Genomic DNA, 20324 nt, shown 5'->3' on the forward strand with positions numbered 1-20324 from the left:
TGATGCATGCTCGAGGTCACCTCCTGGCCCATCGCGGGACACGTCGTCGGGGGACTGCGGTCGTGGAGAGGGGCGTGGCCGCGGCGGTGGGCACCGCGAGCAGCGAGGCGGCCAGGCCCAGATGCAGCAGATACGGCGAGGCGTCGCCGAGTCCGGCCTCGGTGTACGAGGAGATCGCGCAGTAGCTGATCAGGAAGATCGCGCAGGCCCGCGGCAGCGACGGCGGCCGCAGCAGCGCGACACCGCCGAGGACGGCGATGAGCGCCGCCACGATGGTGACGCCGATCAGGCCCTGCTCGTGGTAGACGGCCAGCCAGCTGTTGTCGATCGGCAGTCCGCCGAAGGACTTGTCGCTCAGGCCGACGCCGAACACCTTCTCCCCGGTCGTCCGGGGCGCCGCGAGCAGGGCGTCCCAGACCTTGGCCCGACCGGTGAGGTTGGACAGGTTCTCCTGGCTCTGTCCGCGCAGGTACCAGGACTGCAGCGCGGAGCTGAACGCCACCGCGGCCACCGTGGCGATCAGCACCGTCCAGGCGAAGAAGCGGCGGGCGGCGGCGCTGGTCAGGACGAGCGAGCTGATCGCGAGGACGAGGCCGATGAGCATGCCGAGGGTGGCCGTGCGGGTGTGGGTCAGCGCGAGCAGGACGAGGGACGGGACGATGATCACCACCGCACTGGTCCTGTCCGCCATGCGGCCGAGCAGGAGCAGCACGGTGAGCCCGATGATCACCGCGGCGTACTGTCCGATCTGCGGCGGCGTGAGCGGCCACAACGCGCCGACCAGACGCCCGCCGTAGTACTCGGGCATGGCCGTGCCCGGCGCGACGACCAGGCCCGCGGCCACCGACACGAGCACCGCGAAGTACATCCGGATGTGGTAGCGCACAAACGTCACGTCGCCGTTCCACCAGCGGCTGAGCAGCCACAGCGTGCCGACGAAGAGCGCGAGCCGGGCGCAGCGGAACAGCGCGCCGTACCCGACCTCCAGGTTCGCGCTGGAGATCACACTCGGTACGAGCAGCAGGGTGAGCAGGAGCACGAAGGCGCTGGGCCGGATCCGCAGCCGGAGATTGAGCGCGAGCGCCAGCGTGAACGCGCCGACCAGCGCCCCCATGGTGGCCATCTGGATCAGGGAGCGGGGCAGCGTCACGACGGTCTTCGCCCCGGCGGAGCCGAGCGTGTTCAGGGCAAGGAGTGCCCAGACGATCCCGACGGCCTTCGGCGTGCCCTCGGGGCGCACTTCGGCACCGGGCTGTGTGCCCGTCGGATCCGGTGCGCCCGGCAGCCCCCTGCGCAGCAGGTCCCCGCCCATCTCAACCACCGGCCCGCGGGTCGAAGGTGCTGCCCGTGTCCTGCCGGTACGGAGTGGCCTGCCACTGCCCGGAGTCGAGCGTCCCGTCCGTGTTGGCCGCGACGAAGCTCCACGGCCCGCGATAGACGTTGTCGTGCCAGCGGTTGCGCTGCTTGTGGGTGATCGCGTCCGACACCCGCTTGCCCTTGTACGGCGACCACTTGGGGTAGGTGCCGTAGTTGGCGAGGACCGCCATGCGGCCGCACTCCACCCCGCACTTGACGACGGACTTCTTCAGGACGAAGCGGTTGTCGTGGATGTCCACCCGCTGCGTCTTCCACCGGCAGTCGGAGTACAGCGGCGCCTTGGCGATCGCGGGCCGCTCGCAGCGGTCGAGGTCCTTCACCAGCAGCGTGCAGTAGCCCGTCGAGGTGTTGGCCGGGCTGTTGCAGAACCGGTCGGAGTTCTCCCACAGGGTGATCCCGGACCAGTTGTTCTCCAAGAGGTTCCGGGAGATCTCGATCTTGTCGGTGCGGGCCCGGATCCGTGGCTCGCCGCCGGACTCGGACACATAGACGGTCGCGTACGGGAAGTTGTCGCCCCGGTCGGCGCTCCTGCGGCCCTCGACCCAGTTGTTGCGCCGGATCGTGTTGTTCCGGATGACCGCGTTGTAGCTGGTCTCGTACATCAGCGCGGCGCCGTCGTTGGCTTCGAGGACGTTGTTCTCGATGCGGAAGTCATTGTTGTTGTTGTCCGCCCACAACCCGGCTCCGCGGTTGTCGTGCACCCAGTTGCCGCGGATGTCGGCGCCGTTGACGGCCCAGAACTTGATGCCTCCGGTGCAGCCGCAGCCCGGCTTCCGCTTCTCCCAGTTGTCGGTGTTGTTGCCCACGACCTCGTTGCCCTCGACCACCAGGCCCTTGATGGAGTCGCCGGTCTTGTACGCGTTCATTCCGTACTGCCCGTTGGCGCGCAGGCAGCTGGCGCGGACCTGCTGGCGGGCACCGGCCATGAGCCCGGCGCCGGAGTTGTACTGGATCTTCGAGTGCTCGATCACCCAGCCGTCGGCCATGTCGTGGTTGACCACGCCCTCGTTGTTCGGCGCGACGAAACGCTGCACGGTCAGATGGCGGATGGTGACGTCACGGGCGCTGCCGCTGAACGCGTACTGGTTGATCTTCCGGCCGTCGAGCACCGCGCCCGGAGCGCCGAGATAGCGGTTCCCCTTCTTGGCGATGACCTGGGAGAAGCGGTCGGGGTCGAGCCGGTGCTTGCCCGGACGCAGCCAGAACGTGGTGTTCGGCGGGTTGCTCTTGGTCTTAGCGGCCAGGTCACCGACCACCTTGGGGTCGACCGTCACCGCGCCCGCGGGAGCCTTCTCGGGCCCGGCCGAGGGCTTGGCGCACACCCGGGCCACGGACGTCGAGTGCGCCCCGGACGTGGAGGGCTTGCCGGTCGGCTTCTCCGGGGCGTCCGACTCGCCCGTGCAGCCGGTCGCCGCGAGCAGGACCAGCGCCAGCGGTGCCGCGGGCAACGCCCAGTGCCGCCACTTCATCACCACGCGCCCCCTAGCCGCAGAACCTGAGCACGGTGGTGAACTCCGCCGACTGCGCGGAGCCGTCGGCGACACCGGTGCCGACCAGCGTGGTCGCGGGCTCCTTGCGGCCGAAACCGGGGGAGTACCAGCCCAGCGGCGGATCGCTCTCGCCGCGATGCGCCCGCCAGCTCAGCTGCCCCGGCAGGTCGAGCACCGCGGAGCGGACCTCGCCGTCCCGGGACCAGGTGAGCACCGCCCAGTTCCCCACCAGATCCACGGCGACCGCCGGTCCGAGGTGGAAGGCGAGGCGCACGTCCCGGCGCGGACCCTGGCGGCCGATGACCTCGTCGACCACCCGTAACTCCTTGGTCTCGGCGGTCAGTTCCACCCGGCGGCGGTGCACGGAGCGCCCGTAGCCGTCGTGTTCGGCGGACCAGAGGGCCACACCCCCCTCGGCGGCGCCGGTCGTGTCCGCGACCAGGACGCGGCTGCGGGCATGCCGGATCCACAGGAACGGGCCCCCGGAGACGGACTGGTCGGTGCCGTCCAGCTCCAGGGTGTTGTGGCCGAGGGTCGACCGGAAGTACCGCCGCCACGCGGGCTGCCCGTGGTAGCAGTACGTCCCCGGGTCGGCGAGCACATCGACCCCGTCGTGCCGGACCTCCAGGGACAGCGCGTCCGCGTGGCCGTGCGCGGCGATGGAGAGGAACCCGTGCGGACCACCGTCGCAGCGGCACCAGATCTCCTCGGGGCCGCGCAGGATCGTGAGCCCCGCGTCGGCGAAGTGACCCGGTCGGCGCACCGGGCGGGTCACGGCCGGCGTGGTCCCCTTCTTCCCGTACGGCCGGATGAGCGCGGAGAGCAGCGGGGTGCGCACATCGGTGCCGGTCACCGCCGGCCACCAGTCGAGCCGACCGAACACGGCGTCCCCGGTGGCGAGGAGCGAGCCCCAGCGTTCGGTGCCCGCGCCGTCCACCACCAGACCGTGCCCGTCGTCCGCGTCGCCCTGGCGCGGCGGCCGCAACCGGCCGTCCACGACGGCCGCGAGCGCGTCGGTCATCCGCAGCAGCACGAGCCGGACGGTCGCGGGAACCGGCACCCCGGCCGCGTCCGCCTCGGCCAGCGCGGCCAGGCCGAGTTCTAGGACCAGCCCGTGATACTCGGTGGCCAGCTCGCGGTTGAGGCCGGAGGGGAAGGTGTTGCCGCGCAAGTGCCGGTCCAGGGACCGCAGCGCGCCGTCCCGCCAGCGCGCCGAGGAGGGGAACCACCCGAACGCGCAGGCCGCGGCGAACTGCCCGGCTGCCTCGGCGATGACGTGGTTGTTCGCCGACGACCCCCGGCTGGGGAACGCGGCCAGCCAGCGCTGGTGGTGCCAGATCTGGTGGTGTGCCACCGGGTTGCCCTCGAACAGGTCGGCCGCGCCCGGCCAGCCGTCGAGCAGGCGGCGGACCCACACCCAGGAGAGCAGGCGGATGCCCAGCTCGATGCCGCTGATCCAGTGCACGCCACGCAGCGGCGGGTTCGCCGCCCACCACGACCGCAGGTGCTCGGCCACACGCTCGGCGTACCGCTCGTCCCCGGTGACCGCGTAGGCCGCGGCGAGCACGGTCAGGTACTGATGCCGGGACAGCTCCCAGATCTGCTTGATGTCGCCGACCGCGTCCTCGTTGCGGTACGGCACGTCGAAGGCGTAGCCCCACGGCGCCCTGCGCCCGGTCTTCGGGTCGCACCACCAGTCCGGGTCGACCAGGTCGTCGCGGACCACCCCGAAGTACTCGACGTGCCCGGCGAGCAGCCGGTCCGCCTCGGCGACGAGACGCTTCGCGGCGTCCGGGGGCACCGCGGCGATCGTCCCGGCGGGCAGCACCGCCGTGAACCGGGCGCCGGTCACGCTCGGGCAGTCGGGCCGCGCCGAACGCCACCGCCGCCTGCGCACGGTGTCGCTCACCCGGCCGCCGATCTCCCGCGGCCCCATCCGGGACAAGCGCCGCAGGTACCAGCCCGCGCTCATGCTCATCGCGGCCTCGCCAACGTCACCGGCGCGCCCCCGACCAGGCTCTGCTGCACGGCGAGGGTGGCCGCCGTGGTGGCGACGAGGGACTGCAGCGGCACCGGCATCGGCCCGCCGGTCCGCACGGCCTTGACGAACGCGGCCAGTTCGGCGTTCTGGCCCTTGTCCCGGGCCTTGGGCAGCCGCGAACTGACCCACTTGTCGGGTCCGTGCACGGAGGCACGGACGAAGTCGTCCAGCTTCAGGACCTTGCCGTCCGCGACGAGGTCCAGCGTCTCCTTGGGGAAGCCGGGCGCGCCGGTGGTGACGTAGCTGAGGGTGGCGGTGGACCCGTCCGGGTACCGCAGCACGATCTGCAGGTCCTCGTTGCCGGCCGGGGCGACGGCGTACACCGAGACCGGGTCGGCCCCGAGCAGCCAGCTCGCCGTGTCGACGAAGTGCCCGCCCTCGCCCGCGAACCGCGAGCCCTCGCTGCCCTGCTGGAGGTACCAGCTGCCGTGCTGCAGACGGCCCGCGTTGACCAGGTAGCGCAGGCTCGCCGGACCGGTCCGGGCGCCGAACCGGTTCTTCGCCTCCCGCAGCAGCGGCGCGAACCGGCGGTTGAAGCCCACCTGCAGCCGGTCGTTGCCGGACTCCTCCACCGTCGCGAGCACACCGGCCAGCTCGTCCTCGGTGAGCGCAAGGGGCTTCTCCACGAACACGGCCTTGCCCGCCAGGAGCGCCTTGCGGGTCAGGTCGGCGTGCGAGCTGTGCCGGGTGACCACGAACACCGCGTCGATGGACTTGTCGCCGAGCACGGCGTCGAGATCGGTGGTCGCCTCCGCGAAGCCGAACTTCCGCTTGGCGTTGGCCGCGGACAGCGCCGTCGTGGTGACGACGGTCGACAGCGTGACACCGTCGCGCTCCGCGAGGTGCGGCAGCAGCATGGACGTCGCGTAGTTCCCGGCGCCGACGAACGCGAGGCGCACCGGCCCCGCGGCGGACCGGGACGGGACGGAAACCCCGCCGCCGCTCCGCACGTTCACCGTGGGCACGGCCACCTCCGGTGCCGGTGCCTTCGCGGCTTGGCCGCTCGGGTCCGGGTACCGGAACAGCACGGCCACGGCCTTCAGCTCGCCGTCCTTCAGGCGCTGATACGTCTCCACGGCGTCGTCGAAGTCGGCGATGTGCGAGACCAGGGGCTCCACGTCGACGCGGCCGCGGGCCACGAGATCGAGGAAGCACGCCAGGTTGCGGCGCTCGGTCCAGCGCACGTAGCCGATCGGGTAGTCGCGGCCCTCCAGTTCGTACTCCGGGTCGTAGCGCCCGGGGCCGTAGCTGCGGGAGAACCGGACGTCGAGTTCCTTCTCGTAGTACGCGTTCCAGGGCAGGTCCAGACGGCACTTGCCGATGTCGACGACCCGGCCGCGGTCCCGGCACAGCCTGGCGGCCAGCTCGACGGGCTCGTTGCTGCCGCCGCCCGCGGCCAGATACACCTGGTCCACACCGTGACCGTCGGTGAGTTCGGCGACGGCGGCCTCCACGGCCGCGGACGCGGGATCGCCGCAGGCCGCCGCGCCCAGGCGCTCGGCGAGTTCGCAGCGCGCCGGGTCGGGGTCGACGCCGACGACACGGGCTCCCGAGGCGACGAGGAGCTGCACCACCAGCTGCCCGATGAGGCCGAGGCCGATGACAAGGGCCACGTCGCCCAGTTGGGGCTCGCCGCGGCGGACGCCCTGCATCGCGATCGACCCGACGGTGCCGAAAGCCGCGTGCCGCGGGGCGAGGCCGTCGGGCACCGGGGCGTAGAGGTTCTTCGGCACCCAGTTCAGCTCGGCGTGCAGCGCGTGCTCATTGCCCGCGCAGGCCACCAGGTCACCGACCGCCACATCGTCGATCCCGGCGCCGACCTGCTCGACCACCCCGCACAGCGAGTAGCCGAGCGGTGTGTAGGAGTCCAGCTTGCCCATCACCTTGCGGTACGTGGAGGGCAGCCCGTTGGTGGCCACGCTCTGCATGACCTTGGCCACCTGGTCAGGACGGGAGCGGGCCTTGCCGAGCATCGACATGCCGGCCTCGGACACCTTCATGAGCTCGGTCCCGGTGGATATCAGCGAGTAGGCGCTGCGGACCAGCACACCGCCCGGCTTGCACCCCGGTACCGGCACGTCGAGCACCGCGAGCTCGCCGCTCTTGTAGTTCTGTACAACCTGTTTCACCGGAGCTCCTATTTTTCTTCCACGCCGTCAGGCCGCTTGGCTCTGGCCGGAGCCAGAGGTCGCGCCGCGGTACCAGTACTCGAGGGTCAGCACATGCCACAGATGCTTGGAGAAGTCCCGCTGCCCGGCTGCGTCCTCGGCGACCATGCGCGCGAGGGCGTCCCGGCGCAGCAGCCCGGAGTTGACGAGCACGCCGTCGTTGACCACCTCGCGCACAAGCGGCGCCAGGTCCCGGCTCATCCAGGCCCGCAGCGGGGCGCTGAACAGGCCCTTGGGCCGGTACACGATCTCCCGGGGCAGGATCGAGGTGGCCGCCTCCTTGAGGACGGCCTTGCCCTGCCTTCCGACGATCTTCCGGTCGCCGGGCACCGCGAACGCCGCCTTGACCACCTCGACGTCCACGTACGGCACCCGCACCTCGGTCGACGCGGCCATGCTGGAGCGGTCCGTGTACGCGAGGTTCAGGCCCGGCAGGAACATCCGGGCGTCGCCCAGGCACATGCGGTTGACGAAGTCGGCAGGGTCGTCGAGGGCATTGTCCTCGTAGACGTCCGCGTGCTCGGCCAGCACGTCCTCGACCGTCCCGGCCAGGTCCGGATCGACCAGGGCGAGCAGCTCCTCCTGGTCGTACATGGTGTAGCTGCGCCGGAACGCGGTCTCCTCCGGCAGCTCCGCGAAGGACAGGAACCGCTTCGCGAACCGCACCGACCGGTACCCCCGGCGGGCCGAGGCCACCGGCAGCCGGTCCACGACCCCGGCCACCCCGCGCCGCAGGGGCCGCGGGACCCGCTGGTAGCGCAGCGCGAGCACATTGGCCAGGTGCTTGCGGTACCCGGCGAACAGCTCGTCGGCGCCCATCCCCGAGAGCATCACCTTGACCCCGGCCTCCCGGGCGGCCGAGCAGATCAGGAACGTGTTGATCGCGGCCGGGTCGCCGATCGGCTCGTCCAGGTGGTACGTCATCTGCGGCAGCAGATCGAGCACGTTCGGAGCGATCTCGATCTCGTGCAGATCGACGCCGAACTGCTCGGCCACCTTCCGGGCGTAGCGCAGATCGTCCGGCATCGCCTCGAACTTGGCGTCCTCGGCGCGGAATCCGATGGTGTACGCGGAGATCCCGGGCTGGTGGCGGGCCGCGAGGGCGGTCAGATAGCTGGAGTCGAGACCGCCGGAGAGGAACGTCGCCACGGGCACGTCGGACAGCAGGTGCTGCCGGGTCGACTGCTCGACGATGGCCGCCAGGTCCGGCTGCTCACCGCTCAGATACCGCTCCCGGCCCTCGGCGGCGACGTCCTTCAGATGCCAGTACCGGCCGCGCTCCACCCGGCCGTCGGCCCGGCACCTCAGCCAGCTCCCCGGCGGCAGCTTCTCCGCCTCGCGGAACGCGCACCGCGAGTCCGGCACCCAGTAGTAGAGGAGCGAGGCCACCAACGCCCCGTGGTCCACCTCCAACGACCCGCCGGTCACGGCGGCGAGCGCCTTCAGCTCGGAGGCGAACACCAGGCCCGGGCCGCGCCGGAGCAGGAACAGCGGCTTGATGCCGAGCTGGTCGCGGGCGAGCACCAGGTCCCCCGTGCGCTCGTCGAAGATCCCGAACGCGAACATCCCGCGCAGCCGGGCCAGGCAGTCCGTGCCCCAGCGCCGCCACGCCTCGAGCACCACCTCGGTGTCGGAGGTCCCGCGAAAGCGCACCCCGAAGGACGCCAACTCGGCGCGCAGCTCGGGCGCGTTGTACAGCTCGCCGTTGTACGTCAGGGCGAGGCCGCCCGAGACCATCGGCTGGGCGCCGGTCTCGGACAGGTCGATGATGGCGAGACGACGGTGCCCCAGCTCCACCGCGCCGTCACCGACGGGGTGGCTGTACCGGCCCGCCCCGTCCGGACCGCGGTGCGCGAGGGTCTCGGTGAGGCGGTCGGTCACGGCCTTGCCGTCCGGCCATCGGTAAGTGCCTGCGATACCACACATGTTCTACCGCGCCTCCTGGTCGCTGTTCGGGACCCGCGCGGCAGGCACCGGCGGCCGCTCGGTGCGCAGGTGACCCTCCCCCACTGCCTGAACGGCGTGGGAGGTACCCCCACCGTTCGGCCGGGTCATCCGCTTAAAAGGGCCGCGCAGCGCGGTGTGCGACCCGTCCCACAGGGTGCCGTCGGTCCGGTCCCGCGGATCGGGGTCGATCAGCACCACACCGGTCACCGGAATGTCCAGGTCCGCGAGCTGCCGTGCCACGGTGTGCAGCCATGCGGCGCTGCCGTGCCCGGCCCGCACGACGAGCACGGTCCGGCCGCCGAGGAACCGGAGATCGGTCCACGCCGTTCCGGGCGCGACCGAGCCGACGCCGAGCCGCCGCGTCTGCTGCGGCACGCCCGCGGTGTCCTCGCCGCTGACCACGTCCGGGTCTCCCGGCTCCTGGCGGCGGCCCGCGAGCTGCCCGCCGGGCAGGCCGTCGACGATGACCACAGGGCCCTCGGCCGCCAGCGCCCGCGCGACGTCCAGGGCGATGACGCTCGCGGTGCGCGCACAGCCCAGTTCCAGGAGCGACACCGGTTCCGTGGAGCCGCGCACGGTGCGGGCGAGGCTCGTGGTGAGCCGTGACCGCGCCGCCCGGGTCCGGCGGAGCTGCCACAGCCGGGCCGACCGGCGCGGCAGCCGGGGCAGCTCCGCGATGACGGAGGCGCCCAGGTTCGCCGCGATCTGACGGCGCAGCACGGGACGGTCCGCCACCACCGTGCCGACCGCTGCCACCGCGAGCCCGAGGACGAGCCCGAGGACGAACCCGATCCCGGCGCTGGTGGCGGCGGCCTTGGGCACGGAGTGCGGCACCGCGCGCGGCGCGTCCACGATCTGCGTACCGGCGATGAGCCGGGGCGTGCCGACGCGGGCCTCCTCGGCGCGCTGCGCGAAGTCGGCGATCCGTGAGTTCAGCTCGGCCCGGCGGGCGAAGAGCGACTCGATGCTCGCCGACTCCTTGGAGTCGCTCTCCGGAGACCGCCCTCCGATTGCCTCGTTGACCTTGGCGAGCTCGTCCTGCATGCGCTCACGCTGGTCGAGCAGGGCCTTGGCCTCGGCCTTCGCGGTCTCCCGCATCCGCCGCACATGGTCGGCGACGAACGCCTCGGCCAGCGCCTCGGCGCGGGCCACCGCCTTCTCCTCGGTGTCGGCCGTCACATCGATCTGCATCAGGTTGTTGGTCAGGCCCGTGCCCCGGTAGTCCTGCATGAAGTCCTCCGGCTTCTCGGGGGACTTGAGGGACTGCAGGGCCCTGCTCGCGATCCGTGTGGTCTTGAGCAGCTCGACGTCGGTGCGGATCAGCGTGCCGGTGTCGTTCGGCTGGTCCTCCTGGTGGGCGACAAGGACCTTGGTCGCCGCGCTCGGCGGCGGCGGCCGCAGGACGGCGAACGCCGCGCCGAGGAACAGCCCGAGCACCGCGAGGGAGCACCAGAGGCGACGGCGCCTGCGCACCGCCACGACCAGCGCCTGCAGGTCGAGCAGGGGAGTGGAGGCCGACGACTCCGAAGTCGTACTCGTGGTCATCCGGAACCTCCCGTCGCGTGACCGCGCGCCGCGAGGGCCGGGGAGGCGTTCTCCGCGGGAGGGCCGGCGGAGCGCGCCGGACGGTCCTGGACCGTACCGGCGACGACGATGCCGACGACCTCGTGCCTGCCGTCCGCACACGCCTCGGCGATGCCGCCCAGATCTCCCGCGGTCCAACTGCCCGCGCTGAGCACGACCAGGACACCGGACTCGGTGTCGCGGTCCGGCACCGTCGGCCGGTCCACGGAGACGTCCACCACCCGCAGCATCGGATCGCCCTTGGCCTCGGCGACGAGCTGATCGGCGGCCCGCCGGGCGATCCGGTCGCCGTCCGGTACGACGACGAGCAGCCGCCGGGGCGCGAAGAGCTTCTCCCGGAGGCGGGCGCACACCCGCCGGTATCTGATCTGTCTGCTGGCCTCGTCGCCGGAGCGGCGCGGGGCCGGCAGGTCCCACCGGGTGTCGAGGCCGAGCAGCCGGCGGAGCCGGGCCCGGGGGCCACCGCCCTCGGGCCGGGGCGCGGACCGTTCGCCCGGCACGTCGACGGCACCGAGGACCGCGGAGCTCAGCGCCGCGGCGATCTCCTGCTCGGTGCGCAGCCGGCGGTTCCCCCGTGCGGCGGCGAGATGGCCGATGATCGCGACCACGAAGAACAGCAGCGCCCCCGCGACGACGAACTGCGTTCTCGTCGGTGGTGCCTCACTGGTCGGCCGGGCCGCCGGGCCCATGACGACCATGCCGGCCTTGTTGGTCGCCCGGTCGGACTCGTCCAGTTTCTTCATGGCTTCCTGCAGCGCGGTGCGCAGCTTCTCCAGTTCGGTGCGGGCCTGCACGCTCTCCACGGTCTGTCCGGGATCGGCCGCGTTGGCCAGCTCGGTGATGCGGCGGTTGGTCTCGGTCACCTTCTGCCGCAGGGACTCGGGTCCCGTGGGCGTGTCGGAGTCGGGGTCGTCGCCCGCGATCCGCGCGGCGAAGCCGACGAACTGCTGCGCCATCCGGTCGGAGAGCTGTTGCGCGCGCCGGGGGCTGTCGGCCGTACCCGAGATCTTGATGATGTTCCCGTCGGAGGCCTTGGCGCTCACTTGGTCCCGCAGCTCGCCTCCGCTGACGCCTTTCCAGCGCAGCGCGGCGGCCGCGCGGTCGACCACTGCCGAACTCGACGCGATCTCCGCCTGAGTCAGCAGCTCGCGCTCCTCCCACTGCCCCGGCAGGAGTACCGATGCCGAAGCCGTGTACCGCGGCGGGAACAGCATCGAGACGCCGTAGCCGAAGAGCGCGCCCAGCACCGCGACGATGACGAGCAGCCGCCAACGCCGACGGAAGATCCGCCCGATCGTGACCAGGCGTATTGCTTCTTCACTCAACTGCGCTGCCTCTTCCCTGTGCTGATCGGGGTGGCCGCCGACACCGGAGTGCGGCCACGGCAGGCAGCGGCATAGGCAGCGAGCAGCGACGTCTGCGAGTTCCGCCAGGACAGCTGTCCGCTGATCCGCTCCTGGCCGATCTTGCCCATGCGGGCCCGCTGCTCCGGATCGTCGAGGAGCAGCGCGACGAGCCTGGCGAACTCGGCCTCGTCGTTGGCGGGCGCGTAGACGGCGGCTTCGCCGGCGGAGACACGAGCCTCCCGGAGATCGAACGAGACGATCGGCCGGCCCATCGCCATGTACTCGAGGACCTTGTTCATGGTCGACACGTCGTTGAGCGGGTTGCGCGGGTCGGGGGAGAGGCACACGTCCGCGGTGGACAGGTAGCGCACCAGGTCGGCGTCGGGGACGCGCCCGGTGAACTGCACCTGGTCGGAGAGCCCGAGCTGCCGGGACAGCTCCACCATCGCGTCGAACGCGTCGCCCGAGCCGACGAACACCGCGTGCCAGTCGGTCCGCCCCAGCTCGTCGCGCAGCTTCGCCAGGGCCCGCAAGGCGTAGTCGACGCCGTCCTGTGGTCCCATCACGCCCAGGTAGCACAGCAGATGGGGCTTGCCGCGCTTCAACTCCGGCTCGGGCGGCACCGGTTGGAACCGCTCGACCGCGGGTGCGCTGCGCACCACGAAGACGTCCTCCGGTCTCTTGCCGCCACGGCTCACGGCGACGTCCCGGTAGCTCTCGTTCGTGGCGATCACGATGTCCGCGGCCCGGTAGGTCAGCCGTTCCAGGGCGCACACGGCGCGGTAGAGCAGGTCCTTGCCGCGGTCGAAGCGGGACAGATACAGCTCGGGCACCAGGTCGTGCTGGTCGAAGACGAACCGCGCGCCGCGCCGCGTCAGCCACCGCGCCGGCAGGAACAGCAGGTCCGGCGGGTTGCAGGCGTGCACCACGTGGACCGGGCCGACCTTGCGGGCGAGCCGGTAGGTGTGCCACAGCGCGGAGCCGTACTCCCGCAGGTACCCGGCCGGGCCTCCGGTGGCCGCGCGCAACGGGTAGCGGTGGATCCGCACCCCGTCGATCACCGCCTCCGGCTCCGTGTCCCGCTTCTCGCCGCGCGGGCAGATGACGTCGACCGTCCAGCCCGCGTCGCGCAGGGTCGTGCACTCCTGCCACACCCGCCGGTCGAAAGGCACCGACAGGTTCTCCACCAAGATCAGCGCGCGCCGGTTCGGCCGGTCGCCGCGTGTCGCGTCACCAAGCAAGGCCCACGTACCCGGATTCGGCCCGGCGCGCGTCGGCGTCGGGAAGGTGGATGAGGTCGACGATCACCGGTGCATCGCCATGGGGCAGCGCCGCGAGGACGGCCGGGTCCTTGGTCCCGACCAGGCACACCTCGGCGTGCTCGAGCACCTCGTCGACGGAGTCCGCGAGCAGCTGCCCGAGGTGCGGAAGACGGGTCTCGATGTACTCGCGGTTCGCGCCGAGGAGCCGCGAGAGGCTCACGTTGGCGTCGTAGATCCGCAGGTCGTACCCCTTGCCGAAGAGCCGCTCCGCCAGCTCGACGAGCGGGCTCTCGCGGAGGTCGTCGGTGCCGGGCTTGAAGGAAAGACCGAACAGGCCGACCCGGCGCTTGCCGGTGCGCTCGACCAGGTCCACCGCACGCTGGAGATGGTCGGCGTTGGAGGGCAGCACATGGGCGAGGATGGGCACCGAGACGTCGGCCCGCTGCGCCGCGTGCACCAGGCTGCGCAGGTCCTTGGGCAGGCAGGAGCCACCGAAGGCGAAGCCGGGCCGCAGATAGGCGGGGCTGATGTTCAGCTTGCGGTCGGCCAGGAAGACGTCCATCACCTGGTGCGAGTCCACGCCCAGCGCCTGGCACACGGCGCCCAGCTCGTTCGCGAAGCCGATCTTGAGGCCGTGGAACGCGTTGTCCGCGTACTTGATCGCCTCCGCCGCCGGGACCGGCACCCGGAACACCTCGCCGGGCAGGCCGCCGTACAGCGCCGCCACCACGTCGCCGCTCGCCGCGTCGAGTTCGCCGATGACGGTCTTCGGCGGGTCGAAGAAGTCCCGCACGCTCGTGCCCTCGCGCAGGAACTCCGGGTTGACCGCGACGCCGATGTCCACCCCGGCCGTGCCGCCGAGGAACTTCTCCAGGATCGGCACCAGCAGGTTCAGACAGGTGCCCGGGAGCATGGTGCTGCGGAACACGACGGTGTGCCGCCCGCCCCGCTCCGCCACCGCGGCACCGATCTGCTCGGTGACCCGCTCCAAGTACGTGGTGCACAGGCTGCCGTTGGGCTCCGACGGCGTGCCCACGCAGACGAGGGACACCTCGCTGCCCATGATCGCCTCGCGGACGTCGGCGGTGGCGCGCAGCTTGCCCGCCCCCACGACCTCGGCGACGAGCTCGCCGATCCGCTCCTCGACCACCGGTGCCTTGCCGTCGTTCACCATGTCGACCTTGACCTGGTTCACATCGACGCCGATGACGTCATGTCCCAGGCTGGCCAGGCACGCGGCCGACACACAGCCCACGTAGCCGAGCCCTAATACACTGACTCTCATCACCCGTTCCTCCCCCCAGGCACGCCCTTCCGGCCTGCCTTCCGTTCGCCGGTCGGACGACGCCCCCCGGGTATCAATAGGCCCCCTGCCCCTGGAGCACGGCACGCAGCGTCTTCCACAAGATCACCGTGTCCAGGGCGAGCGACCAGTCCTCCACGTACCGCAGGTCGAGCCGGACGGCCTCCTCCCACGGCAGATCGCTGCGTCCGCTGATCTGCCACAGGCCGGTGAGGCCGGGCTTGACCAGGAGCCGCCGCCGGATGTCCGGGCCGTACGCGGCGGACTCCTCCGGCAGCGGGGGCCGCGGACCGACGAGTGACATCGATCCGGTGAGTACGTTGAAAAGCTGCGGGAGTTCGTCGATCGAGTACCGCCGAAGGACCGCCCCCACCCGGGTCACCCGCGGGTCCCTGCGGAGCTTGAACAGCAGCCCCGCGCCCTCGTTGAGCTCGGCGAGGGCGGCACGGGCCCCGTCGGCCCCGGCGACCATCGTGCGGAACTTGTAGATGGTGAACTCGCGTCCGTCCTTGCCGACCCTGCGCTGGCGGTAGAACACCCCGCCCCGGCTGTCCGTGAGGACGAGCAGCCCCACCAGCACCATCAGCGGCGCGAACAGGACCAGCAGGATCACCGCGCTCATCCGGTCGACGACCGCCTTGACCGCCCGGCGGCCCCCGGTGAAGGTCGGCATGCTGACCCGGAGCAGCGGGATCCCGAGCACCGCGTCGACGTGCAGCCGGGGTCCGGCCACCTCCATCAGCACGGGCGCCACGACCATGTCGGCATCGCTGCCCTCGAGGTTCCAGGCGAGGCGCTGCAGCCGGTCCGGCGACCAGTGCGGGTCCGGCGTGACGGCGACGACGCGGTAGCCGTCGCGGCGGACGTGGCCCGCGACGTCCGACAGCTCGCCGACGACCGGCACTCCGTCCAAATGGTCACCGTCGAGCCCGTGACCGTCCGTCGTGCACACCGCCTCCACCCGCCAGCCCAGGTGCGGGAACTTGCGGGCGCGGTTGATCAGATCGCGCACGGTGGCCGGGCTTCCGGCAGCCAGTACCGGTCTCAAGCACCGGCCTTCCTTGCGCTGTTTGTGCAGCCAGAGGCGCAGCAGATAGCGCGCGGTCATGGTGACGAGCGCGATCGCGGGGATCGCGACGAAGATCCAGAGTTTGATGTTGCGCGAGGTGAGGGCGATTCCACCGAGCGCGAGGACGACGGCCGCCGCGAACAGCGAGCGTCCGAGTCGGCGGAACTCCTCGGCTCCCTGGCCGAGTACGGCCGGAGCCCACGATCGGCTCACCCCGAGCGATCCCAGGATCAGCAGCTCGGTGCCGAAGGCCAGAAAGGCCCAGTTCTCATGCCAGTTGGCTGCGTCCCTGACTCCGAAGAAGCCCCCGATCGCCGCCACCACGAAGGCGGTGGCCACGGTGTCGCTGGTGATCACGGCACGTCGGTACCGTTGTTCCCAATCGCTCGCGGGCTGGCTGCTCGTCCCGTTCGTCAGACGCCCGCGCGTCGACGGAAACGGGTTGACTAATTCCCCCTGCTGCACAGAACCCCCCCAGGTTGCGCCAGTGGTTCGACGTCTTTCCTGCTCCCCTGTTCATCCCCCCGGGAGGTCTCACCCCCGGCGCCGCGCTGTTCCTCTCAAGCGGAGGCCCCCGCCTCCCGCGCATGACTGACCGACTGCTTCAGCGCTACGTGAACAACTCACCCTGGCGGCAGAGGACTTGAAGCCCTGCCGCACTCCTGAAACATGTCGGAACCCGTCGAAACCCCCGGGTGCTCCCCGCACCCGAGCCCCCCTGCCGGGCCCCACGATGATCATCCCCAAGCCTGGCGCCGGGGACGCTACTGCTGGCTGTGCGTGGTGCTGGAACCCATAGATCATTAAGGGCCGCTTCGTCTCCGAACAGCTGAAGCACGGTCAATTTAGACCATGGGGGTCAGGTTGTAGAGGGGGTGTGTGCAATTCGTGCCCAAGCTTTGAGAATGGATTCACCAACCGGTGCCCGTCCAAAGGTGTCCGCACGCCGGTGACATGCTGTGTGACCTGCGGCGACGCAGTTCCGCGGACTGTTGGCACCGGCGACTTCAAGCCGTACCGGCGCGGATAACTTGACCGATCTGAGGGCCTATTGGGGGCCTTGACGGCGGAATCGGGGTGAGTGTGCGGAGGGTTGCGTCGAACAGGAGCGCGACTTTGCGGCCGGTCGAACTTCCTTGCTATGGCGACTGGTCGAACTCGCTTGCCATAGGGGTGTGTTGAGCCAAGGTCGTGGCGCCGTCCTCGATCAGCCACGCGCGGTGGGCATCGTCAGCTGAGCGGCTTGCCGTACTTCTGGACCGTGGAGAGGTACGGGAGGCCGAGCGTGCGCGGGGAGAAGGCCGCCGAGTCGCCGGCCGAGCCCCGGGGGAGGAGCCAGGCGGCGCCCAGGGAGGCGTTCTCGCCCGGGGATCCGACCGTCACGTCCGGCACTCCGTCACCGTTGTAGTCGCCCGTGGCGCCCGCCGCGCCGAAGGCGTCGCCCGCCTCGGCGACACCCGGGACGCCCGGCGTGTCCTGGTTCCAGGCGACGGACGTGGCGGCGCCGCCCGCGTCGAGCAGACCCCGCGCTCCGCCGCGGAGCAGCCAGGCGGCCCCCGCCCGCGCTTCGCTTCCGACGGCCTCGCCGGGCGCGCCCGCGATCAGGTCGTCGCGGCCGTCGCGGTCGACGTCGGCGACGGCGAGGGCGGCACCGAAGCGGTCGCCGTCCTCGGCCACGCCCGGGACGCCCGCGGTGTCCTGGTTGAGGGTCTGGGCGCGGGTGCCGAACGAGCCGCTCGCGGCGCTTCCGTAGTGGATGTGGACGCCGCCCCCCTTGGCGAGCTTCTCGGGGCCGCACGGGTCGTCGATGTTCTCGTCGGCGATCTCGCGGCATTCGCCGAGCGCCAGGTCGTCGTGGCCGTCGCCGTCGAAGTCGCCGGTGGCGAGGTCGGTCACACCGGCGTTGTCCGTGTTCCAGAAGTTGGCCATCTCGGACCGGTCGGCGTCCCACTTCCACAGGCGTACGTGGGACTGGGTGCTGGGGGCGCCCGCGGTCCAGTACGCCACGGCCAGGTCCGGCGTGCCGTCGCTGTCGAAGTCGCCGGTGGCCAGGACGGGCGCGCGACCGCCCATGGGGGCGGCGACGACGGTGGTGACCATGCTGTCCTCGCCCTGGATGACACGAGCGACGACCTTGTCCGTGCCGCCGACCACGATCGCCTTGTTGCCGCCGTCGGTGAGGTCGGCCGCGACGACCGACTTGCCGTACGCGGCCGACGGGGACGGCCCGGTGAGGACCGTCGACCCCGGTCCCGGCCCGCTCGTCGAGCCGCCGACGACGATGACCATGCCCGCGTCCGCGCCACGGTCGGTGACGTCCTCGCCGGGGGCACCCGCGAGCAGTTCCGCGACGCCGTCGCCGTTGAGGTCCGTCAGGGCCACGGACGCGCCGAAGCGGTCACCCGCCTCCGGCGTGCCGGGAACCTCGGGCGTGGCCTGGGTGACACGGATGCTTCCGTGGGCACCGACGCCCTTCGGGCCGCCCCAGACGACGTTCACGTACCCGGCCTTGGCCTGTCCGCCGACGGTCCCGTCCGGAACGCCGACGGCGAGGTCCGCGAAGCCGTCACCGTTGAAGTCACCGGCGGTGGCACGGGGTGCGGCGACGGCGGCGCCGGACGGGAGCACGGCCCCGGCGGCGGCCGCGGCGACTGCGATGGCGTACGTCAGGATGCGGCGGCTGTGTGGCACGGAGGCCCCCACTCGGTCGACGGGATGAGGCTTTGTCAGGTGTGACCGTCGAGCGGAGGGGCTGGTTGTACGGAGTTCACCGGTGGTTGGTGCCGGGTTCACGGTGGAGGTGAGGTTCCGGGCGGCCGAGACCCGTCGCCCCGGGGCGGCGGCGGGGCATCGTCGTGCACGAAGAAGATGGATGCACGGCGGCTCGCCGATGTGGTGGTGCCGAAGCGTGGCTTCGCCGCAGAACCCGCGGTTTCCACGCGTGGCGAGGGGGCGGTTTCCAGCCAGCCTCGGCGGGGCGTGACGAAGAGGGCGTGCTCGTGGTGAGCGGTCGTGTCGTCCGCCATCCGGCCGTGCGGTTGGTCCAGCTCGTGTTCAACCGTCCACCCGCGACGCGAGCCGACCAGCACCGCACCCTGGCGCGTGGGCGGTCGAATCCGGCGCTGAACTCGGCGTAGGGCCAGGTCACTTGGGGTGCGCCTACATCCGGTCCGGACGGCGTCCCTGGTCGCCATGCCGGTGAGCACAGGGCCGCCCGCGCCCGAACCGAGGCGGTGCGGGATCTGAGTACAGCGGTCGGCGGGTCCGGTCACAGATGGCTACGGTCGCTCACCGCGTGGCCGGAATTTGCAGCCAAATAACCAAACAATCTTGGGATTCTCTGGTCACGCGCCTCTGCAGACACATAAGTTCCTTCAGGCATTCGCTACCGGCCAAGGGCGACAGCCACCGGCCGGGTTGTGCCCCCGCGGCCGTCTCCGCCCTGCCCGTCGGTGCACGCCGCCGCCCTCCGCCCGACCGCGCCCCACCCGCCCAACTGCCCGAAGGACCCTCTGCTTATGGCCGCCAGTGAACACCGTGCGGTGTCGTGCTCACACCACACGGTGAGCCGCAGCGCCGACGGCGGCGGCCGGAAGGGCCGGTCGAAGGTGCACGGCGCCTGCCCGGTCGGCCGAGGACGGCGCTGATGGCGAGTGTGAACCCGGCCGGTCGTGACACGGACCTGTACGCGGCGGTGCAGGACATTCAGGCGGGTTACTGGATGGAGATGCGGCAGGTGCTCGCCCGGACGGGCAACTGGCCGCAGTGGACGTCCCGTACCCAGGTCCTCGGGATCGTCGCAGCCCAGGCCAACGTCGTGGAGTTGTGGCTGAAAGAGGAGCCGGAGAGCCTCGCCGCCCGGGTGATGTACGCCCGAGTCGCCACCGAACGGGTGCTGCAGGCCCACCGGAGGCAGTGGGGGCGGGACTCCCGGAAGGCGGGGGACCTGGAGAGACTGGTGGCCCGGGCCCGGGACGCGTGCCACAAGGCGAGTGAGGGCAATCCCGACGACGCGGTGCCCTGGATCTGCCGCCTGGCGCTGGCCGAGACGGACACAACAGGGCGCTACCCGGAGCACGACGTGGCTCCGCCGCCCCACGAGTATCTGCTCCCTCGCGGACCCTGGGGGCTGCTCGGAGAGGTGCACCGACGCGATCAGTTCAACCGCGAGGCATGGCACCGCATGTCCCAGGCGCTCCAGGCCCACCCGGGGCCCGCGGGCCGTCAGGCGGTCGCGACGGATTTCGCCCGCTGGACGGCCTCCTTCGCGCCGCCCGACTCGCCCCTGCTTCTGCTGCCCCTGTACGCCCGTGTGCAGGAGCACCGGGAGCGGCAGGACAGGGGCGCCGAGGTCATGCTGAACCTGCTGTGGACCCGCGAGGACATCACCCGAGCCGTCACGCAGGCGTTCGAGGGCTGGTTCCAGAAGTGCGATCCGGCCACCAGTTCCCAGCTGGATCTGAACTACCTCGCCTACGCCCTGGCGAGGGGCGGCTTCGCTCAGTGGGCGACCGAAGTGTTCGATGCCATCGGCGACTTCGCCACTCCCGCCCCGTGGCAGTTCGACGCCCGGCATCCGGCGGACCAGTGGCGGAAGGCATTCGAGGAGGACCGCGTCGCCTGTCTGAGATCCCACCCGCGGCACACGGGGAAACGCCCATGACCGTCGACCTGCCCCCACGGACGGGCACCGCCACGTCCCGCCGGCGGCCCGGCGTTCACCCCGCCTGCATCCCC

General features: G+C 71.5%; 12 protein-coding genes. 1 reads left to right on the forward strand and 11 read right to left on the reverse strand.

The window, feature by feature from the left end:
* Positions 1-16: 16 nt before the first annotated feature.
* From ACZ6AA_RS26615 to ACZ6AA_RS26665, 11 genes are all read right to left on the reverse strand, one after another.
* Positions 17-1312 carry an O-antigen ligase domain-containing protein gene (locus ACZ6AA_RS26615; protein ID WP_468455576.1) on the reverse strand — a complete coding sequence of 432 codons (1296 nt, stop codon included), beginning with the start codon at positions 1310-1312 and terminating at the stop codon, positions 17-19.
* 1 nt (position 1313) lies between these two features.
* Positions 1314-2846, reverse strand: coding sequence for a right-handed parallel beta-helix repeat-containing protein (locus ACZ6AA_RS26620; protein ID WP_468455578.1), 1533 nt, complete (start codon positions 2844-2846; stop codon positions 1314-1316).
* Positions 2847-2859: 13 nt separating this feature from the next.
* Positions 2860-4845, reverse strand: a complete 1986-nt coding sequence (locus ACZ6AA_RS26625; RefSeq protein ID WP_471460379.1) for an alginate lyase family protein — start codon at positions 4843-4845, stop codon at positions 2860-2862.
* The gene (locus ACZ6AA_RS26630; RefSeq protein ID WP_471460381.1) at positions 4842-7037 is read right to left on the reverse strand and encodes a bi-domain-containing oxidoreductase; all 2196 of its coding nucleotides are present in this window, start codon (positions 7035-7037) and stop codon (positions 4842-4844) included. The genes ACZ6AA_RS26625 and ACZ6AA_RS26630 overlap by 4 nt, the downstream gene beginning before the upstream one ends.
* Positions 7038-7064: 27 nt before the next feature.
* Positions 7065-9002: an asparagine synthase (glutamine-hydrolyzing) gene (gene asnB, locus ACZ6AA_RS26635; protein WP_468455583.1), complete on the reverse strand. Its 1938-nt coding sequence runs from the start codon at positions 9000-9002 to the stop codon at positions 7065-7067.
* Between the two features lie 3 nt (positions 9003-9005).
* The gene (locus ACZ6AA_RS26640; RefSeq protein ID WP_468455585.1) at positions 9006-10568 is read right to left on the reverse strand and encodes a Wzz/FepE/Etk N-terminal domain-containing protein; all 1563 of its coding nucleotides are present in this window, start codon (positions 10566-10568) and stop codon (positions 9006-9008) included.
* On the reverse strand, positions 10565-11932 hold the full coding sequence (locus ACZ6AA_RS26645; protein WP_471460384.1) for a Wzz/FepE/Etk N-terminal domain-containing protein: 1368 nt from the start codon (positions 11930-11932) through the stop codon (positions 10565-10567). Before ACZ6AA_RS26645 ends, ACZ6AA_RS26640 begins: the two co-directional genes overlap by 4 nt.
* Positions 11929-13194 carry a glycosyltransferase family 4 protein gene (locus tag ACZ6AA_RS26650; protein ID WP_471460386.1) on the reverse strand — a complete coding sequence of 422 codons (1266 nt, stop codon included), beginning with the start codon at positions 13192-13194 and terminating at the stop codon, positions 11929-11931. Before ACZ6AA_RS26650 ends, ACZ6AA_RS26645 begins: the two co-directional genes overlap by 4 nt.
* Positions 13184-14500, reverse strand: coding sequence for a nucleotide sugar dehydrogenase (locus ACZ6AA_RS26655; protein WP_468455795.1), 1317 nt, complete (start codon positions 14498-14500; stop codon positions 13184-13186). The genes ACZ6AA_RS26650 and ACZ6AA_RS26655 overlap by 11 nt, the downstream gene beginning before the upstream one ends.
* 73 nt (positions 14501-14573) lie before the next feature.
* On the reverse strand, positions 14574-16052 hold the full coding sequence (locus ACZ6AA_RS26660; protein WP_468455591.1) for a sugar transferase: 1479 nt from the start codon (positions 16050-16052) through the stop codon (positions 14574-14576).
* Between the two features lie 765 nt (positions 16053-16817).
* Positions 16818-18278 carry an FG-GAP-like repeat-containing protein gene (locus ACZ6AA_RS26665; protein WP_471460388.1) on the reverse strand — a complete coding sequence of 487 codons (1461 nt, stop codon included), beginning with the start codon at positions 18276-18278 and terminating at the stop codon, positions 16818-16820.
* A gap of 955 nt (positions 18279-19233) precedes the next feature.
* Here ACZ6AA_RS26665 and ACZ6AA_RS26670 point away from each other — a divergent pair.
* The gene (locus ACZ6AA_RS26670; RefSeq protein ID WP_468455594.1) at positions 19234-20250 is read left to right on the forward strand and encodes a hypothetical protein; all 1017 of its coding nucleotides are present in this window, start codon (positions 19234-19236) and stop codon (positions 20248-20250) included.
* Positions 20251-20324 lie beyond the last annotated feature (74 nt).

This window comes from Streptomyces sp. NPDC040610 (genome assembly GCF_055594065.1).

Coding starts and splice junctions, on each gene's coding strand:
- ACZ6AA_RS26620 (WP_468455578.1), bottom strand. CDS start 2,846: ATGAAGTGGCGGCACTGGGCGTTGCCCGCGGCACCGCTGGCGCTGGTC.
- ACZ6AA_RS26625 (WP_471460379.1), bottom strand. CDS start 4,845: ATGAGCATGAGCGCGGGCTGGTACCTGCGGCGCTTGTCCCGGATGGGG.
- ACZ6AA_RS26655 (WP_468455795.1), bottom strand. CDS start 14,500: ATGAGAGTCAGTGTATTAGGGCTCGGCTACGTGGGCTGTGTGTCGGCC.
- ACZ6AA_RS26640 (WP_468455585.1), bottom strand. CDS start 10,568: ATGACCACGAGTACGACTTCGGAGTCGTCGGCCTCCACTCCCCTGCTC.
- ACZ6AA_RS26615 (WP_468455576.1), bottom strand. CDS start 1,312: ATGGGCGGGGACCTGCTGCGCAGGGGGCTGCCGGGCGCACCGGATCCG.
- ACZ6AA_RS26670 (WP_468455594.1), top strand. CDS start 19,234: ATGGCGAGTGTGAACCCGGCCGGTCGTGACACGGACCTGTACGCGGCG.
- asnB (WP_468455583.1), bottom strand. CDS start 9,002: ATGTGTGGTATCGCAGGCACTTACCGATGGCCGGACGGCAAGGCCGTG.